This is a genomic window from Brevibacillus sp. MS2.2 (genome assembly GCF_013284345.1).
Lineage (GTDB): Bacteria > Bacillota > Bacilli > Brevibacillales > Brevibacillaceae > Brevibacillus > Brevibacillus brevis_C.
Genome location: NZ_JABSUZ010000062.1, coordinates 1 through 19,404 on the forward strand (window position 1 = coordinate 1; position 19,404 = coordinate 19,404).

3 protein-coding genes are annotated in these 19,404 nt (G+C 53.6%); all 3 read left to right on the plus strand.

Annotated features, from left to right (window positions below; genetic code table 11):
- The coding region (locus HP568_RS28945; RefSeq protein ID WP_173630898.1) for an SDR family NAD(P)-dependent oxidoreductase at window positions 1-4,175 on the plus strand (4,175 nt) is incomplete at its 5' end.
- Window positions 4,156-12,126, plus strand: a complete 7,971-nt coding sequence (locus HP568_RS28950) for an SDR family NAD(P)-dependent oxidoreductase (protein ID WP_173630899.1) — start codon at window positions 4,156-4,158, stop codon at window positions 12,124-12,126. The genes HP568_RS28945 and HP568_RS28950, both read left to right, overlap by 20 nt.
- Window positions 12,127-12,134: 8 nt before the next feature.
- The coding region (locus tag HP568_RS28955; RefSeq protein WP_173630900.1) for a beta-ketoacyl synthase N-terminal-like domain-containing protein at window positions 12,135-19,404 on the plus strand (7,270 nt) is incomplete at its 3' end.

Below are 19,404 nucleotides of genomic sequence, written 5' to 3' on the forward strand. Positions count from 1 at the left end.
GCGCTGATCGATTGGAGCAAGCCCTGACAGGGGATATCCAAGTATCGTCGGATGACGTGCAGCAGTACGAATCGGCAATGGATACCCTTTCGACCGAAGTGGAAGAACGTGTCCTCCTAAAAGTGAGGGAGATCGTTTCCTCCGTCATCCGGCTGCCTCTGCATCGGGTGGAAGCGGATGCGCACATGATGACGTTCGGGCTGGACTCCATTATCGTCATGCAATTGACGGGACAGCTCGAGCGTCTATTCGGCTCCTTGCCGAAAACGCTGTTTTTTGAATATCAAAATCTGCGTGACTTGGCGAAGTTTTTCATACAGCGGCACGAATCACGTTGTGCGCAATTATTCGGAGATCGTCCTCAGCCGAAGGTGCTAGAGGAAGATGCGCGTATGCCGGAACATTCTGCCGCGCGACAAACGGTACTTTTACCAGAGAAGGAAAGCGAGAATGCCGTCCCTAAGCAGCGCAGCCTTCCCGGTAGCGCTCCCCTTGATATCGCGATAATTGGTGTTGCCGGCAGATATCCGGGTGCGAGAAATATGGATGAGTTTTGGGAACTGCTGCAAAAGGGCGTCGATTGCGTGACAGAAATTCCAAAGGAACGGTGGGATCATACCCCTTATTTCCACCCTGACAAAGGAACGACCGGCAAAACAAATGGCAAGTGGGGCGGGTTTCTGGAGGGCGTCGATCAGTTTGACCCGTTGTTTTTTAATATTTCGCCGCGTGAAGCAGAGCTTATGGATCCTCAGGAGCGGCTCTTTTTGCAGTGTGTCTATGAAACAATCGAGGATGCTGGCTACACCCGGGACAGTCTTGCCGGAAGAAAAGGGGACGGTGAGAGCTCCAGTGTAGGGGTATTCGCAGGCGTCATGTACGAGGAGTACCAGCTTTACGGAGTTCGGGAGACGATAAACGGTAATCCGGTCGCGCTGAGCGGAAGTCCGGCGTCGATTGCCAATCGGGTATCGTATGTTTGTAATTTTCACGGTCCGAGTGTTGCTGTTGATACGATGTGCTCGTCCTCGCTCACGGCCATCCATTTTGCATGCCACAGCCTGCAAAGGGGAGAGTGCGATGCAGCCATTGCCGGCGGCGTAAACGTCTCGCTGCATCCGAACAAATATCTGTTGCTTGGCCAAGGCAATTTCCTGTCCACCAAAGGCCGGTGCGAGAGCTTCGGAGCTGGCGGAGACGGCTATGTCCCCGGGGAAGGCGTTGGAGCCGTGCTGTTGAAGCCGCTTGCGAAGGCCATCGCTGATGGTGACCAGATTTATGGCGTCATTAAGGGGACATCTATTAATCACGGCGGGAGAACGAACGGTTATTATGTTCCGAATCCGAATGCGCAGGCTTCCGCAATTGCGCGTGCGTTGAAGGAGTCGGGTATAGATGCAAGGTCAATCAGCTATGTAGAGGCCCATGGTACGGGTACATCTCTTGGAGATCCGATTGAAATTGCCGGGCTTTCTAAAGCGTTTGGAGCTTATACCGACGACAAGCAATATTGTGCGATCGGTTCCGTGAAATCGAATATCGGTCACTGTGAAAGTGCCGCAGGCATAGCGGGCCTGACCAAGGTGCTGCTGCAGCTCAAGCACCGGAAGCTGGTACCGTCGCTGCATGCCGACACGCCCAACCCTTTTATCGATTTTGCTACTACGCCGTTTCAGGTTCAGCGGGAGCTAGGGGAGTGGGAGCGTCCGGTGATGGTGCTTGACGGGAAAATCGAGGAGAAGCCGAGAATGGCCGGCCTTTCCTCATTCGGAGCCGGCGGTGCGAACGCTCATCTTATCGTTGCCGAGTATATTCCGGATCGTGAACGTGCCGTGCAGATGCCAAAAGCTCAGCGAGAATGCATGATCGTGCTCTCTGCCAGAAGTGAAGACCAATTAAAAGAACGGGCTCGGCATCTGCTGCAGGCGGTTAATAAAGACCTTGAAAATGACGATTCTTTCCTGATTAACATGTCTTACACACTCCAGGTAGGCCGGGAGGCGATGGAAGAGCGTATGGCCATCGTCGTAAGAACGGTCGAGGAGCTGCGGGCAAAGCTTGTCCAATATATGGATGGGCAGCTAGGAATTCCGGATTTGTACAGAGGATCGGTAAAACAGAACCGGGAAACCGTTGCGCTCATTGCGGTGGACGAAGATATGATGAAAGCGGTCGGGGCCTGGATGGCCAAAGGTAAATACGCGAAGCTCCTGGATCTATGGGTAAAAGGGCTGGATATCGACTGGAGCAGTCTCTATAAAGAAGGCGATAAGCCGGAGAGGGTCAGTCTGCCCACCTATCCGTTCGCACAGGAGCGTTACTGGCTGCCATCGGTATCGTCTACGGATGAACAAGGAGCGTTCTACTCTTTAGATCGACATACTTCCGAGCCCGCTCTTGAGCCTGGTGAGAAGGCGAAGGTTATTTCCGCTGAGGAATCTAGATCTCCGCTTGCCCATAACGGATTACTCGTGCCAGTGTGGGACCCTGCCCCATCGACAGTAAGAAACGCGGCTGATCGGAAGCCATATGGCCGCACAGTTATTATTGGCGGTACGGCCGCAAGGGTCGCGGAGATCAGGCGGCATGTGGAGGATGCATCGGATGTGCAGCTTCATGCGGGAGAGACCACGACGGAATTGGCACGGAAGCTGGAACTGTCCGGTCCGATCGGGCATTTGATCTGGATTGCTCCGGATGATTCGATAGAAATAGCGCAATCGGAGGCCATGTTGGAGGCGCAGCGTGAAGGGGTACTGTTCCTGTTTCGAACCCTAAAAGCCCTGTTGGCCCTTGGATATGGCATGAAGCCGTTACGGTGGAGCATCATCACGGTTCGAACCGTCCAGGTTTACCGTGGCGAAGCGATTAAGCCTGCCCATGCAAGCCTCCACGGGCTAATCGGCTCAATGGCCAAGGAATATCCGAACTGGTCCGTTTGTCTTGCGGACATGGAGATGGATAACGGCTGGCCGCTCGAGGAACTGTTCGCACTCCCGCCGGATGCGCGGGGCGATGGATGGGCGTACCGATCCGGGGAATGGTACCGGCAGAGACTGATGCCCGTGCGCATGAACAAGCCTGCAGCTACCGTATACAAGAAGGGTGGCGTCTATGTAGTCATCGGCGGTACGGGCGGCATCGGAGAAGTGTGGAGCGAATATATGATTCGGCGTTATCAGGCGAACATCGTTTGGATCGGGCGACGGGAGAAGGATACCGGCATACAGGCCAAGATCGATCGGCTGGCGGAGCTTGGACCGGCTCCACGCTATATCCAAGCGGATGCGACTGACGGGAAGGCGATGGAGCGGGCGTATGAGGAAATAATAAACCGATACGGACGCATCCACGGACTGGTCCACTCGGCCATCGTACTGCTGGATCAAAGCCTGGCGAACATGGAAGAGGAGCGGTTCGTTGCGGGATTGCGCCCGAAGACAGATGTGAGCGTACGAATGGCACAAATATTCGGCCATGAAAAGCTGGACTTTGTCCTGTTCTTCTCATCAATGAACGCGTTTCTAAAGCAGGAGGGGCAGAGCAACTATGCGGCAGGCTGCACGTTCAAGGATGCGTTCGCGCAGCGTCTGGCGACGGAGTGGCCATGCGCCGTGAAGATCATGAACTGGGGCTATTGGGGCAGCACGGGCGCTGTGTCGTCAGAGCGTTACCGACGGAGAATGGCGCAAGCAGGCATTGTCTCCATTGAACCGGGCGAGGCGATGGAAGCGCTGGAATCGCTGCTTGCCGGACCTTTCAATCAGCTTGCCCTGATGAAAACGACGGCAGGTAACGAAACGTTTGGCCTGCCGATCGCCGATGAGCTGGAAGCTTATCCGGAAGAGGACAGCCTGTCTTTCGAGCATATCGTCAATCATCTTCGTTTGCCCGCGGTTCCGAAGGCTGAAGCTTCGGACTTGCTTAGAGAGGGAGAGTCGGCGGACCGGCTTGGAAATTCCCTGCTACGGGCGGCAGCGAGCATATTGAATGTGCAAGCGGAAGAAATCGAAGCGGACATCCCATTCTATGAGTATGGATTCGACCCTGTTAAGCTGGCCGAATTTTCCCGGTGGATCTCGGATCACTATCAGCTTGCTATGACAAGCGATACGCTCCTTCAACAGGCAACGCTTGGACAGTTGGAGGCCTTCCTTGCGGAGCAGATCGGATAAACAACCGGATTCGGAAAAAATCGGAGATGGAGGCTTCTGTATGAAGGAAATGGAAGAACTGCTAAGCCGGCTGCTATGGCAGCAGCTTCGAACCATGGGGGAATTTGCGGAAGCCGGTGCTATTACGTCCGCATCAATGGCAGCAGCAGGCATAGACGGTAAATATGAGCGCTGGTTTGAGCACACCCTGGCCGTTCTAACAGAACACGGCTGGCTGAGGATGAAGGATACGGCTTATTTTGCTAACGATCAAAGCACCGGGCTGGAAACCTCATGGAGCGAGTGGAATAACCGCAAACAGGCCTGGCTGGAAGATTCAAGCTTGCGTGCGCGGGTCACCTTGCTTGATGCGGTGCTTCATCAGCTCCCGGACATCTTAACAGGCAAGCTGCCGGCTACAGATGTCCTTTTTCCTAACTCTTCCATGGAATTGGTCGAAGGTATTTATAAAGACAATGAGATTGCGGATTACTTTAATGAAGGAATGGCTAATGCGGTTGTTGCCTATATCGAAGCAAGTTTGAAACAAAATCCGCATGCGCGGTTTCGATTGCTGGAAATCGGTGCGGGCACAGGCGGGACAAGCGCCATGGTGATCCGTAAGCTTACGCCCTATCAGGAACGGATAGCGGAATATAAGTATACGGACATTTCGCAAGGATTTCTTCGGCATGCCGAAGCCGTCTTTGGAACGAAGGCGCCATACTTGACCTGCCAGCTCTATCATGTCGAGAAGCCTTGCGCCGAGCAGCAAATTCAAACAGGCGTCTACGATCTTGTGCTTGCGTCAAATGTGCTTCACGCGACGGCCAATATTCGGTCCACCCTCAGAAACGCCAAGACGCTGCTGAAAAAAAACGGTCTGCTGCTCATCAATGAGATCAGCGGCAATTCGTTGTTTGCCCATCTGACATTCGGGCTGCTGCAAGGGTGGTGGCTATATGAGGATCATATGCTTCGGATCCCGGGCTGTCCGGGCCTCTACCCGGAAACCTGGAGAAGGGTTTTGAGTCAAGAAGGCTTTCAGCACGTGCTGTTCCCCGTTAAGGAAGCTCATGCGTTGGGGCAGCAGATCATTATTGCCCAAAGCGACGGTATCGTTCGCCAAGCGCGAATGAGCGAAGCTGATGCTGCATGGATGGAGGCAGCGACCGGTTCTGCTTCCATCACGGTGAAGAAGACGGAGAAAGACTCTGTCTCTGTACATGAAGCTATGGACGAAGGACAATTTAAACGCCGTATCCGGAGTATATTAATGGAAAACTTGTCCGTATCGCTAAAGCTCGACAAACAGCGCATCGATACGGATGAATCGTTCTCCGATTACGGTTTGGATTCCATTACCGGGGTTCAATTCGTTAAACAGATCAACAACGTCTTGGGGACCGCCTTATCCACGACGATTTTGTTCGATTACAGCTCGATCCGGAAATTGACCGACTATTTGTGGAGTGCGTTCGGTCCGGTTATTACGGCTCAATGGGCAGAAACAGATGGCAACGTACCTTCCATGTCCTCTGTTAAGGAGGCAGGCCGACGAAAGCCGCCCGTGCAGCAAGAGAAGAAAACCCTTTCCTCCGATAGTACGGACCAGTTGGGGGAGGCCTTTTATAAAGAGCCGATCGCCATCATCGGCATGAGTGGTAAATTTGCCAAATCGGATACACTCGAGGAATTGTGGAAGCACTTGGAAAATGGCGACGACCTCGTGGAGAAGGTAACACGTTGGGACTTGTCTTCTTATATGGAAAACGATTCTTTCTGCAATTTCGGCAGCTTTATCGAAGGCTTCGATCTTTTTGACCCGTTATTTTTTAACATCTCCCCAACGGAAGCTGCCTATATGGACCCGCAGCAAAGGCTTTTTCTGGAAGAGGCCTGGAAGGCGCTGGAGCATGCCGGTTATGCCGGAAAGGGAATGGATGGACGAGCTTGCGGGATTTATGCCGGATTTAATATGAATTATTACGCCGAGCTGATCGAGGGCCGGCCTCCGGCACAAGCAATGTGGGGTAACGCAGGGTCCGTTATTCCTGCACGTCTATCGTACTATCTCAATCTGCAGGGGCCTGCAGTAACGGTAGATACTGCGTGCTCCAGCTCGCTTGTGGCCATCCATTTGGCTTGTCAGAGCTTGTGGAGCCGGGAGACCGAGGCCGCCATTGCCGGAGGGGTGTTTCTTCAGCCTACGCCAGGCTTCTATATTAGCGCAACCCGGGCGGGAATGCTCTCCGCAGATGGGCGATGCTATACATTCGACGACCGTGCCAACGGATTCGTTCCGGGCGAGGGTGTAGGTGTCGTCGTGTTGAAACGGCTGCGGGATGCGCTGAAAGACGGCGATTCCATCTATGGCGTCATCCGCGGTAGCGCCACGAATCAAGACGGGACAACAAACGGGATAACGGCACCAAGCGCGAGGTCTCAGGAAATGCTGCTGCGTCAGGTGTATGATTCATTCGGTCTTAACCCGGCGGACATTCAATTGGTCGAGGCGCATGGGACCGGAACCCGGTTGGGCGATCCGATCGAATACCAAGCGCTCAGCAGGGCATTCCGTCAGCATACGAGCAAAACCGGATATTGTGCATTGGGTTCGATCAAAACGAATATTGGACATACGACAGCGGCAGCAGGAATTGCGGGCTTGCTGAAAATTTTGCTGGCCATGAAGCATCGGAAGCTGCCTCCTTCGCTACATTTTCAATCGATCAATGGAAACATAGAGGCATCTGATAGTCCATTTTACATCAATACATCGCTGAAAAATTGGGAGGTTGAGGCAGGGGGGAAACGACGAGCCGCCATCAGCGCATTCGGATTTAGCGGAACAAACGCCCATATGGTAATCGAGGAAGCTCCGGATACGGTGCAGCCGCGTACGCACAAGCCCGCCTACCTCATCGCACTGTCGGCGCGGACAGCCGGACAACTGCGCAGGCAAGCGGAACAAATGATGGCGTACATCAAAGGCGAACCAGATGTCGATCTTGGACATGTAAGCTTTACGCTTCTTTTGGGCCGAAAGCACTTTCCGCACAGGCTCGCCTGCCTCGTGCAGAACACTGGACAATTGGCGGAGCGGTTGAACGCATGGCTGGAAAACGGGCAAGCCGTAGACATGTTTCAATCCGATCCCGGAGCAGAGCTGCCTCTAGAGACGCTCCCGAGCGATCATTATGGCTATGCCTGTATGGATGCGTGTGCGCGGGAAACTGAGCGAATAAACTATTTGGAACGGATTGCGTTGATTTTGGAGCTGTATACGCAAGGCTATGAGATGTCATTCGACCGTTTATTCGCGGATGGCCGTTATATCAGACTGGCGCTTCCTGTTTATCCGTTTGCGCGGGAACGTTATTGGGTGCCTGAATCCGCGGCAAGGCCAGTTGTACGGACAAGCCCACCGGAGGGCGCTGATCTGCATCCGCTGCTTCACCGTAAAATACCAGCGCTTGAAGGAACAGGCTTTCGCTCCACGTTCACCGGCCGCGAGTTTTTTCTGGCGGATCACGTCATTATGGGACGATCGTTATTACCAGGTGTAGCCTTTCTGGAAATGGCCCGAGCTGCTGTCGGGATGGCATTGGAATCAAGCGATGGAGACTATGAAATCAGACTGAAGGATCTGTTCTGGACCCGGCCTTATAGCGTGGACGGTCCGCATACGGAGCTTGAATTTCATATGGAAACCGGGGATAGCGGTACCATTGACTATGAAATATACGCCGTAGCAACTGTCGACAAGGACGAAGCGGTACGCTGCCACCACGGCAAAGCTGCGGTCGTACCGTTTTCTCGCACGGAGAATGTTACCCTGGATGCAATCCGGCAGAAGTGCGGCTTGGCGATGCTGGATGCACAGCAGTGTTATACGGCTTTCAGGCAGATCGGCATGCATTACGGTCCGACCTTCCAGTGCATCGAACGCCTATATATCGGCGAGGAACAAGCGCTGGCCAAGCTTCGGCTGCCGGTAGCCGCCCAGGAAACGGCCCGTCATTACGGGCTTCATCCCGGCATGCTGGATGCAGCGCTTCAAGCGGCGGGCGTCGTAGCCACGGCGGACCTCGCGGACAGAAGCCGCGTTCTGGACCGGATTAAATCGGTCATTCCTTTTGCACTTAAGGAGCTTCGTGTTTATAGGAGCTGTATATCGGACATGTGGGCCCATATAAGGCGGAGCGCGAATGCGCCGTTCGATGAACGGACCCGGCAGGTCGACATTGATTTGTGCGATGAACAAGGGAACGTTTGTGCACGGCTTATTGGACTAGCATTCCGGGAGCCCAAAATGGAAGGCGTAGCAGCCGAACAAGGAAATGAAACACTCTTGTGGGAACCGGTATGGGTAGAAAAGGAGGCCGTCGGTGAAGACGACTCCGAAACGGCATCGCGGCATATCGTCTTCCTGTGCGAACCGAATGAATCGATCGTCAACTTCGTACAATCTGAAGCCGGCGGCATGACCCGATATGTGACGCTTAGCGCAGGCCGTGCAGCGGAAATAACGGAGCGTTACGAGACCTACGCCGTTCAAATGATGAAAGAACTCAAATCCATTCATTCGGAAGGCGTTCACCAGGAGTCGCTGATCCAGATTGCTTCGTTCAGTTCGGAAAGCGATTGGCTGTACCGGGGTCTGACCGGATTGCTTCGGACGGCATGTCTGGAGTATTCCGGTTTCATCGGGCAGTACATCGAGCTGGAACAAAATGTTCGAGCGGAGGACTTGATTCGGAAGCTTCTCGAGAACAAGAGTTGCCCGGAAGACTTTATGATTCGTTATCGCAATGGCGTTCGACAGGTTCAGCATTGGGTTGAACGAGAGGAGAGCCCTTCGGCAGCGGACATTCCGTGGAAGCACGAGGGCGTTTATTTCATTACAGGCGGTGCCGGCGGGCTGGGCTACGCACTTGCCAAGGAGATCGCCGGGAAGGTCGTCTCTCCGACGCTCGTGCTTGCTGGAAGAACGCCGGCCGGTACAGCGATCCACAATAAGCTTGCGGCGTTAGGAAGGTTAGGCGCACAAGCGGTGTACATGCAGATGGACGTATCCGATAAGGAGCAGACCGTTGCCGTCATCCAAGCCGTCAGGTCCAAGTACGGGCGGCTGAACGGAATCATTCATGCCGCAGGCTTGCTGAGAGACAGTCTTCTTGTTCATAAAACCAAGACTCAGGTTTCTGCTGTTATGGGTGCGAAGGTAAAGGGAGTTGTCCATTTAGATGAAGCAACCCGGGAGCTGGAAGTCGACTGGGTGCTTGTATTCTCCGCTGCAGCGGCTGTGCTCGGCAATTACGGACAAGCCGATTACGCTGCGGCGAACGGCTTTATGGATGCCTACGTTGCATATCGAAACGGTCAATCATCTGCTGGCGGCCGAAAAGGCAGAATGCTCTCCATTAACTGGCCATTATGGCAGGATGGCGGTATGCGAGTTACTCGCGAAACGGAGCAGAGCCTAAGAGACAGGATCGGTATGGCTCCCATGAACGCAATGAACGGTATGCAGGCTTTGTACCGGGCATTCGGCACCGACCGGGATCAACTGCTTTTCATGCATGGTGATCCAGAACGGTTAAGGGCCCACATCCGTTTGGTGAACCGTCCTGCCCGTCCAAGAAAGCCTAAAGCTCATCATCATGGCGCGGTGCTTCGGGACGAATTAACGGTATTGGTAAAACAGAAGCTGGCCGGTATTATCGGGATACCTGCGGACGATATTCACCCCGATACGGCATTCGATAAATACGGCATGGATTCCATCATGCAACTGGATCTGATCCGCGAGCTGGAGAAGCTGACCGGAGAGTTGCCCAAAACGCTCCTTTTTGAACATAACACTGTCCATGAGGCAGCTGCTTATTTGGCCGATCATTATGCGGAACGGATTCGAAAATCATGGCCGGCGGATGTTATAGAGCAGCCTCCAGCCTCGCATATTTCTGTAACGCCGCCCTCCGGACCGGTCTCTGTCCGTGAAGCGTTTGTCGATACGCAACGGCAGGATGTGAATTCGAGTGCCTTGAAGCAGGAAGGTATCGCCATAATCGGTGTAGCGGGCAGATACCCGAAAGCCAATCAATTGGAGGAGCTGTGGGAGCGGCTCAGGTCGGGAGAGAACTGCATCACGGAAGCGCCTGCTGACAGATGGTGCCGAACGTTGCTTCGGGGGTCGTCGGTTAAAGAAACCGAACAGAGGGCCCCGTATTACGGCGGGTTTTTAGATGCAGTCGATCGCTTTGACCATCGGTTGTTCGAAATGGATGCCGAAGAGGCCCGGGATCTTCCACCAGAAGCACGGCTCTTCCTCGAGACGGTCTGGGAAACGTTCGAGAGTGCAGGTTATTCCAAATCGGCGATACAGCATTGGCAGAACCGGGAGCAGGTCGGTATCGGGGTGTTTGCCGGAACGATGTACAGCCAATATGGCTGGCAGATGCCGTCGTTGGAGCAGGCGGCGCTTCATTCGAATCGGACCGATTGGCAGATCGCAAACCGGACATCGCATTTCTTCAACCTGACAGGTCCTAGCTTAACGGTCAATACCGCCTGCAGCAGTTCGCTTACCGCGATACATCTCGCTTGCGAAAGCCTAAGGCAGAACGGGTGTTCCATGGCTGTTGCCGGCGGAGTCAACTTGACGCTTGACGTGTCCAAATACGAGGCGCTGGAGCAGGTCAATTTTCTCGCGACCGGCGGCAGGAGCAAATCGTTCGGCGACGGTGACGGTTATATTCCCGGAGAAGGCGTCGGGGCAGTGCTGCTCAAACCGCTTTCGCTGGCCGAACGTGACGGAGACCGGATCCTCGGGATCATCACGTACAGCGGCGTTAATCATGGCGGCGGCCGACAAAAATATAGCGTCCCCGATCCGAAGCAGCAGGCACAGCTTATGGAATCGGCAATCAAGCGTTCGGGAGTCGATCCCGAATCGATCACCTACGTCGAGTGCGCGGCTAACGGTTCGCCGCTGGGCGATTCTATCGAGGTCGCGGCTTTACGCAGCGCTTTCTCGCGATTTACCGGCAAGCAGCAATATTGTGCCATCGGCTCGGTCAAATCGAACATCGGGCATCTTGAAGCGGCTTCCGGCATCTCGCAGCTCAGTAAAGTGCTGCTGCAATTGAAACACCGCATGCTCGTTCCTTCGATTCATGCTGACGTGCGTAATCCGAATCTTAAACTGGAAGGCACGCCTTTTTACTTGCAGGAGAAGTTCGAGCCCTGGGAGCAGAAGGTTGACCCGTCAAATGGGCACTTGCTCCCACGCAGGAGTATGATCAATTCGTTTGGTGCTGGCGGTTCATATGCCGTGCTTATCGTTGAAGAGTATATCGGTCCGCGCATCCGGACAGAAACTGGGGCGGATGCGGCTATTGACCCGCCGTCAGAGTATCTGGCCGTTTGGTCGGCCAAAACCGAATATAGCTTACGAAGCTATATGGATCGTATGCTACGACTGCTAAGAAAGGAACGCAATCTCCCGCCAGAAGCGGTTTCGGACTCGCTCATTCGGATTAACCACGATTTGGAATACCGTTTGGCTATCATTTATCGTTCAGTTGACGATCTGCGACTGAAGCTGGAAGCGTTGAGAGCAGGGGAAGCAGTGGGTGACCCGGATATGTTCATCTCGCCAAATTGCAGGCTGGGCAAATCTGTACATGCGGTAAACACGCAACGGCAGGACCATGCTGGGGAGCTGTTCCGGCTTGCTCTTCAATGGGTTCAAGGAAGATCCGTAGATTTGCTAAGTCTAAGGCATCACCCTGCAGCGGGAACAGTGAATCTTCCCCATTACGCATTCGATTATGGAACGGATGATGGCGAAGCCTCCGTCCATGGAAGCGGGGAAACCCAGTTGCGCGTGATCTTGGAGAGAGTATCGCGCGGCGAAATGTCCAAAAACGAGGCTATGCAGTACTTTTTCGATATCGAGGTGTAAGGATGGACATGAAAAAGGAAGAATTGGAACGTCTTCTTGAACGGGTACAAAACGGCAATCTGGAGGTCGAGCAGGCGCTTCAGGAAGTCCTGGAAGCCCGGCGGCTTGCGAGCCAGGTTCAGCCACGGCCTGCTTTCGAAGCGGCCAACCGCCGGTGGACGAGAAGCTATCATTACGATGAGACGCTTCTGCGTGACCACAAAGTCGGCGGCCAACCGGTTATCATAGGCGTCGCTCATGCTTCAATGGCCATGGATGCTTATTTTGCCCTCTATGAGAGGGAGCGCTGCGGCCGAATTCGGAATCTGTCCTTCATTAGCCCTATAAAAGTCGATCCTGCGCAGCCGGTGATCGTCGAGATGAAGCTCGAGAAGGACAGCTATGAAGCCACGGGCTTCGAGACTGTGTATGGGAACCTCGCCTCCGAGGACAGACGGCTCACCGCTAAAGGTGAGCTTCTTGTATGGCCGGCAAGCAACAGGGTTTTGGATCTGGCCGAGCTACAGGCATCAGCCGAACTGTACGAGCAGTTGGATCGGATCTATGAGATCAATCGAACCGTTGAATTAGGGCCAAGCTTCAGAACCATTCAGCGTGTATACAAAGGACAGGACTATATTCTTGTCCGGGCTGAACTGACCGGCGATTCGGCTTCCGAGGAATCCGAATCGAGTATTCATCCTCTGCTTTTAAACAGTGCGTTTCTCTCGGTCGTCCCCCTTTTGAATAAGGCGACCGGTTGGGACGGTTATTTGCCGTTTGCGGTCAAGGATGTGCTCTTCCGTAAAACCGAACGATTGCACGAATGCTGGATCCATATCCACCATTTGAAAGAATCGGACGAAATGATCGTTTTCGATGCAGAGCTGATTGATAACACCGGCATAGTGGTGGCGGAGCTGACGGAATGTTCGATCAAGCGACTCCGTCTGTCTGCAATCTCACGTGAAGAGACTGCAACGAATAATTCCGCTGATGGCGGAATCGAGGCTCTGGAAGACCGCATCATCGGCTATTTGCTGCGTCAGGTGGAGACGGTCACCGATGGCCGGTTAAAGTCTTGCAGCATTACGGCGAATTTAATGGAGCTTGGTCTAAACTCCGCCCAGCTTATTGCACTTACCGGCGTTATCGGAGGGGAAATCGGCTCCGAGCTCTATCCGACCTTGTTCTTCGAGTACCCAAGCATTGAGGAGCTTGCGTCCTATTTTGGCAAGGAGCATAGGGAGGCCTTCCAGAAGCTGCTGGGAACGGCATCTGCACCGATTGCGAAAGCAAAGCCGAAGACTCATTCGTCGACCGCCGGCCGGATTGCAGGAAACGAAGTCCACCATGAAGATATCGCGGTCATCGGGATGCATGCATTATTTGCAGAATCGTCCGATATCGAAACGTTTTGGGAAAATATCGTATCCCGGAAGGATCTGATCAAAGAGATTCCGCCCGACCATTGGGATTTCCGGCCTTGGTTCGACGAAGACCGCCAGGCCAAGGATAAGACGTATTGCAAATGGGGCAGCTTTATCGATGACGTCGATAAGTTCGATGCGGAATTTTTTAACATATCGCCAAGAGAAGCTGAATGGATGGATCCGCAAATCCGTCTGCTGCTGCAAAGCGTCTACGCAACCGCGGAGGATGCAGGCGTTGTGAAGCAGTTAAGGGGAAGCAGCACGGGAGTATTTGTCGGGGCGTGCGTTCATGATTACGCCGACCGAATCGCGGAAATGAATCTCCCCGTCGATCCTCATATGGGGACAGGCAATGCGCAGACTGTTGTCGCCAATCGGGTATCGTTCATCTTTGATTTGAAAGGCCCGAGCATGGCGATAGATACAGCGTGTTCCTCGTCTTTGTTCGCTTTACATACGGCTTGCCGTTCCTTGCAAAATGGGGAGTGTAATATGGCCTTTGTCGGCGGCGTCAATCTGCTGCTGTCGTCCTGGCACTACCGGTATTTCAGCAGTATCGGCGCATTATCTCCCACCGGCCGATGCCATACGTTTGATGCAGCCGCCGACGGGTATGTACCGGGAGAGGCGATCGCCAGCATGCTGCTTAAACCGCTGTCGCAAGCGAAGAAAGACGGCGACCGCATCTACGCCGTCATAAAAGGTTCAGCGGCGCTGCATGGAGGACATACGCCATCCCTTACGGCACCAAGTATCGAGGGCGAGGAACATGTCATTGCGAAAGCTTGGGAGGACGCAGGGATTGAGCCGGAATCAATCGGTTATATCGAAGCGCATGGCACCGGTACGGCACTCGGCGACCCGATCGAAATAAGCAGCTTGAAGAAAGCGTTTGAGCGTTTCACCGACAAGAAGCAGTTCTGCGCGGTCGGTTCCGTGAAGTCGAATATCGGACACACGGAAGGTGCTGCCGGAATCGCCGGCGTCATCAAAGTCATCCAACAGATGAGGCATCGGCAAATACCAGCAATGCCAAAGCTTAATCAAATAAACCCTTACATCCAATTAGAAGGCTCGGCGCTTTACATAAACCGGGAGAATCAATACTGGGACACAAGGGACGGACTTCCGAGACGGGCGGGTGTCAGCTCCTTCGGCTTTTCCGGCTCGTATGCCCATGTCGTCATCGAAGAATATGTGGAAGAAGCATCAGCCGCTCTGGTAATAGGAACTCCTTATGCGCTGATATGGTCGGCCAAAAATGAAGAACGGCTGCGTGAGCAGGTTCGCCAGTTCATCGAGTGGATGAGCAATTCGAAAAATAGCGAAGCGGAATTGGCGCAGATTGCTTATACGCTGCAGACCGGCAGGGATGAGCATGAAGAACGGATGGCCGTTGCCGTTGAATCGGTTGAGGAGCTTCAATATAAGCTCTCCGCTTATTTGGATGGCCGCCAAGGAATTCCGCTGCTGTACCAGGGAAGTGTTGGATCTGGCAGCAGGGGAAGCAAGCCCGAAATACTCGAGCACGAGGATATATTGAAGGTTCTCGAACGGTGGGTTCAGGGCGGCGTCTATGATTGGAATCGCCGATACGAAGCGCTAAAGCCTCGTCCGATCTCGCTCCCGACGTATCCGTTCGACAAGCAGAGATACTGGATCCCGGATATGAAAAACACTCAAACGGTAGCGGGTGCTGATCTGCTTCATCCGCTGCTGCACCGCAATACGTCGGATTTCACCGTACAGCGCTTCAGCTCGCGGTTTGAAGGAACTGAATTTTACTTGGAGGACCACCAGGTTGAAGGCAGGCGCATCCTTCCGGGAGTCGCTTATTTGGAAATGGCCCGAGCAGCGGCTGTCCTATCCATCGGCAAGTCTCTGCCGGAGGTATCCGTCCGATTGCAACAGGTGGTATGGGCGCAGCCGATCCTTGCAGGCGATGAACCTGTACATGCCCATATTACCTTGAAGCCAAGCGAAAACGAGACAATTGAATATCGGATTTATACCGGGGCACCGGAGGAACAAGCTGGGGAGAACGTACACAGTCAAGGAACCGTGCTTATCACAGAAGCGGCTGAGCTGCCCGTTTTAGATTACCATGAGATTCGGAAGCAATGTTCGCGACGACAGTTATCGGCCGGGCAATGCTACGAAGCGTTCGAGAGGATGGGTATTCATTACGGTCCCTCGCATCGTTCGGTATCCGTGATTTATATCGGCGACGGACACCTGCTTGCGCAACTGTCGATGCCTTCATTGATTGCGGAAACAAGGGATGACTTTGTGCTGCACCCCAGCATGATGGATGGAGCCTTGCAGGCCTGCATCGGTTTGGCTGCAGTAGAAAACGGGCAAGCACCGCTTGCGATGCCGTTTACGTTGACGTCACTTGAGGTGTTTCGCGGATGCACGCCATCGATGTGGGCTTATATCCGGAGCGTCTCGGAGGAAGGCAATGGTAAGGACCAGGATCTCACATTCGATATCGACTTATGTGATGACCAAGGCCGTGTCTGTATCCGGATGACAGGTCTTGTAACTCGGGCGTTGACCACAAAACGAGAACTTGCGCTTCAGGCATGTTCCGCTGAAAGCCGCACGGCCGTTCAACTGCGGCCGGTTTTGATAAAAGCTGCGGCTTCCATTTTAGGTGTGAAGGAAGACGAGATTGATCCGGACGCCGAGATGGAGGAATACGGTATGGACCCGATCAAGCTAAATGAATGGGCCCATCAACTGTTCGAAGCTTGTCAGCTTGAAATGCGGCCATCCGAATTGCCCGCGTTTAAGACGATGACGATCAATACAATGGCGGAGTATCTTAGCGGACCCGGAGGAGTATCGCGAATTTTGGATGGCGATGAAGAGACGGCGCAGGACAAAGCCAAAGTGTCGGAAGCAATCGATCGAATGAACGATATGAACCGCACATTGTGCCGGATGCTTTGGGCTTATTTTTGCGAAACAGGATGGGTGGCCTCTTTATCAGCCTTCGGAGGTTACATACCCTCGGAGAAGGAATTGCTGAGCTCCTATCGGAGATGGTTTCAAGAAAGCGTCGCAATGCTGGTCCGCAGCGGCTATTTAATACCGGAGGCAGCCGGCGTTTACGCCCCGGCTCAAGAGCCGGTAACTCTCGAGCAAGCCTGGGTGGAATGGGAAGAGAACAAGAACAAATGGCTGGACCATGACGATGTCTCTGCACAAGCTTCCCTTGTGGAGGCGACGATGCGCGCGCTTTCCGAGATTCTCTCCGATGGCGTTAGGCCGACGGATGTCATGTTCCCGGGTTCGTCCACGGCGTTGGTGGAGGGCATTTACAAAAATAACTGCGTAGCCGACTTTTATAACGACCTGCTCGCGGATACGGCGGCGGATTACGTGCGTGAACGGATTGCACTTGATCCGAATGCGAAAATACAGATTTTAGAAATTGGTGCCGGAAGCGGCGGAACAAGCGAGGCGGTGCTTCGGAGGCTGAAGCCTTATGAAGCGCATATCATCGATTTTAGCTACACAGATGTATCCAAATCGTTCTTGCTCCATGCGGAACAGAAGTATGGCAAAGAATATCCGTACCTTTCCTTCCATTTATTCGATGTCGAACAAGCGTTGGAAGGGCAGGGAGTTGCGAAAGGCAGCTTCGATATCGTGATTGCGGCCAATGTGCTTCATGCGACCCGCGATATGAAAAAGACGCTGTATCATGCCAAATCCGCACTGCGCGCAAACGGACTGCTTCTGTTAAACGAGCTTACCGGCAACACGATGTTCAATCATGTGACATTCGGTCTGCTGGAGGGCTGGTGGCGTTATGAAGATCCGGAGCTACGAATTCCAGGATGTCCGGGTCTGCATGTGCCAGTCTGGCAGTCCCTGCTTGCCCAGACAGGCTTTCACGGGATCATGATTCCTTCCGATGGACGCCTTTCATGGGACCAGCATATTATTGCCGCGTTGAGCGACGGCATTTTAGATCAACCTAAGCGGCTTGCGGCCGGAGAGCGGCACGAGCGGCTTCATGACCTAACCAATACGGACAGAAGCGGTGAACATGTGGAAGAACAGTGGATGGAAGATTATGTCAAGAAGACGATACGGGAATATGTCGCGCAAGCCTTGAAAATGGACGAGAAGCGTATTCAGGAAGAGAAAAGCTTCTCCGAATACGGCGTAGATTCCATCGTGGCAGTCAGTCTCGTGAACAGCCTGAATCATCACTTCGGCCTTATTCTCAAGACAACGGTGCTGTTTGACTACAATAACGTGAAGCGGTTATGTGCGTTTTTAATCAAGGAGCATACGGATCAAATAACCGTTCTTCTCAAGCAGAGCGAACTGGCTGCCAGCAGAGAGGAAGAGGGCGCACGAGCCCTGCGGGTATCGGAAAAGCAGCCCGTCCAAAGCGGCCTTAGCATACCCGCGTTTAACAATCGCTTTCGATCGCAACCAGCAGAATCCCCATCGCCTGCAGTCAGTGACCGTCAGAGCGCTCCCCTTCCTGCGGAAAAGTCGACGTATCACCATGTCGTGATCGAGCGGCCCGGGGGCATTGATTCGCTGCGGATTGCTCAATCTGGCGTTCCAGAGCTGAAATCGGATGAGGTTCGCATCGCCGTCCGTGCCTTTGCGTTGAATTTCGGCGATCTTCTCTGCTTGAAGGGTCTATACCCGACCATGCCGGCATACCCGTTCACACCGGGCTTTGAGGCAAGCGGGGTTGTTGTAGCCTCCGGTGCCGACGTTTCGACTGTTCGCACAGGCGATGAAGTGATTGTGGCGCTCGGGGCTTCCTTCGGCGGACAATCCACCATGATCACATGCCGGGAAGACCAGTTGTTCAAGAAGCCGGATTACCTCACGTTTGAGCAGGCTTGCACCATTCCGGCAGCCGCCGTGACGATGATCAACGCTTTCCGCAAAGCGGATCTCAAGAAAGGCGAGAAAGTTCTCATCCATACCGCGGCAAGCGGAACAGGACTTATCGCGGTACAGCTTGCGCGTCATTATGGTGCGGAACTATATGTTACAGCCGGGTCCAACGGTAAGCTTGAATTTTTGGAATCACTCGGTGTGAACTATAGGATCAATTACAGGGAGACCGATTTCGAGGAAGAGATCGACAGGCTGACCGGCGGTAAAGGAATCGATGTCATTATCAATACGCTTCCCGGGGACGCCATTCAGAAAGGAATCAACTGTCTGGCGACGGGAGGCCGTTATATCGAGCTGGCGATGACGGCACTCAAAACAGCGAAGACGATCGATTTATCAGCGCTGGATGGGAATCAGACCTTTTATAGCATCAATTCAAGAAAGCTTGCTAACGAGAATCCGGCCGAGCTGCGAGGTTATGTCGAAGAAATGCTTGCGCTTGTCGAAGCAGGAACGATAAGCCCTGTCATTGATCGGGTTATCCCGTTTGAGCGAGTGGCGGATGCTTACCGGTCTATTGAGGATCGGACGGCCATCGGCAAGATCGTCGTTACGGTTACAGAGCCTTATCGATATCAAGAAACGGCGGCTTTAGTCAAGCAGTTGGACAATGCGGAACTGCCGAGAGCACCGCACAGCGGGGAACTAGGCCGGGAGCAGGAGCCCATTGCCGTGATCGGGATGAGCGGCAGGTTTGCCAAGTCGGAAACGCTGGAGGAATTTTGGTCCAATCTGGCAAACGGGACCGATTTGATCGAGGAGGCCAGCCGCTGGGATCTTAGCTCACACAAGGCAGGGAAAAACAGTTTCTGTTCGAAAGGCAGCTTTGTCGATGCGATCGACCGTTTCGACCCGGTTTTCTTTAACATATCGGGTTACGAAGCGAATTATATGGATCCTCAACAGCGTTTATTTCTAGAGGAAG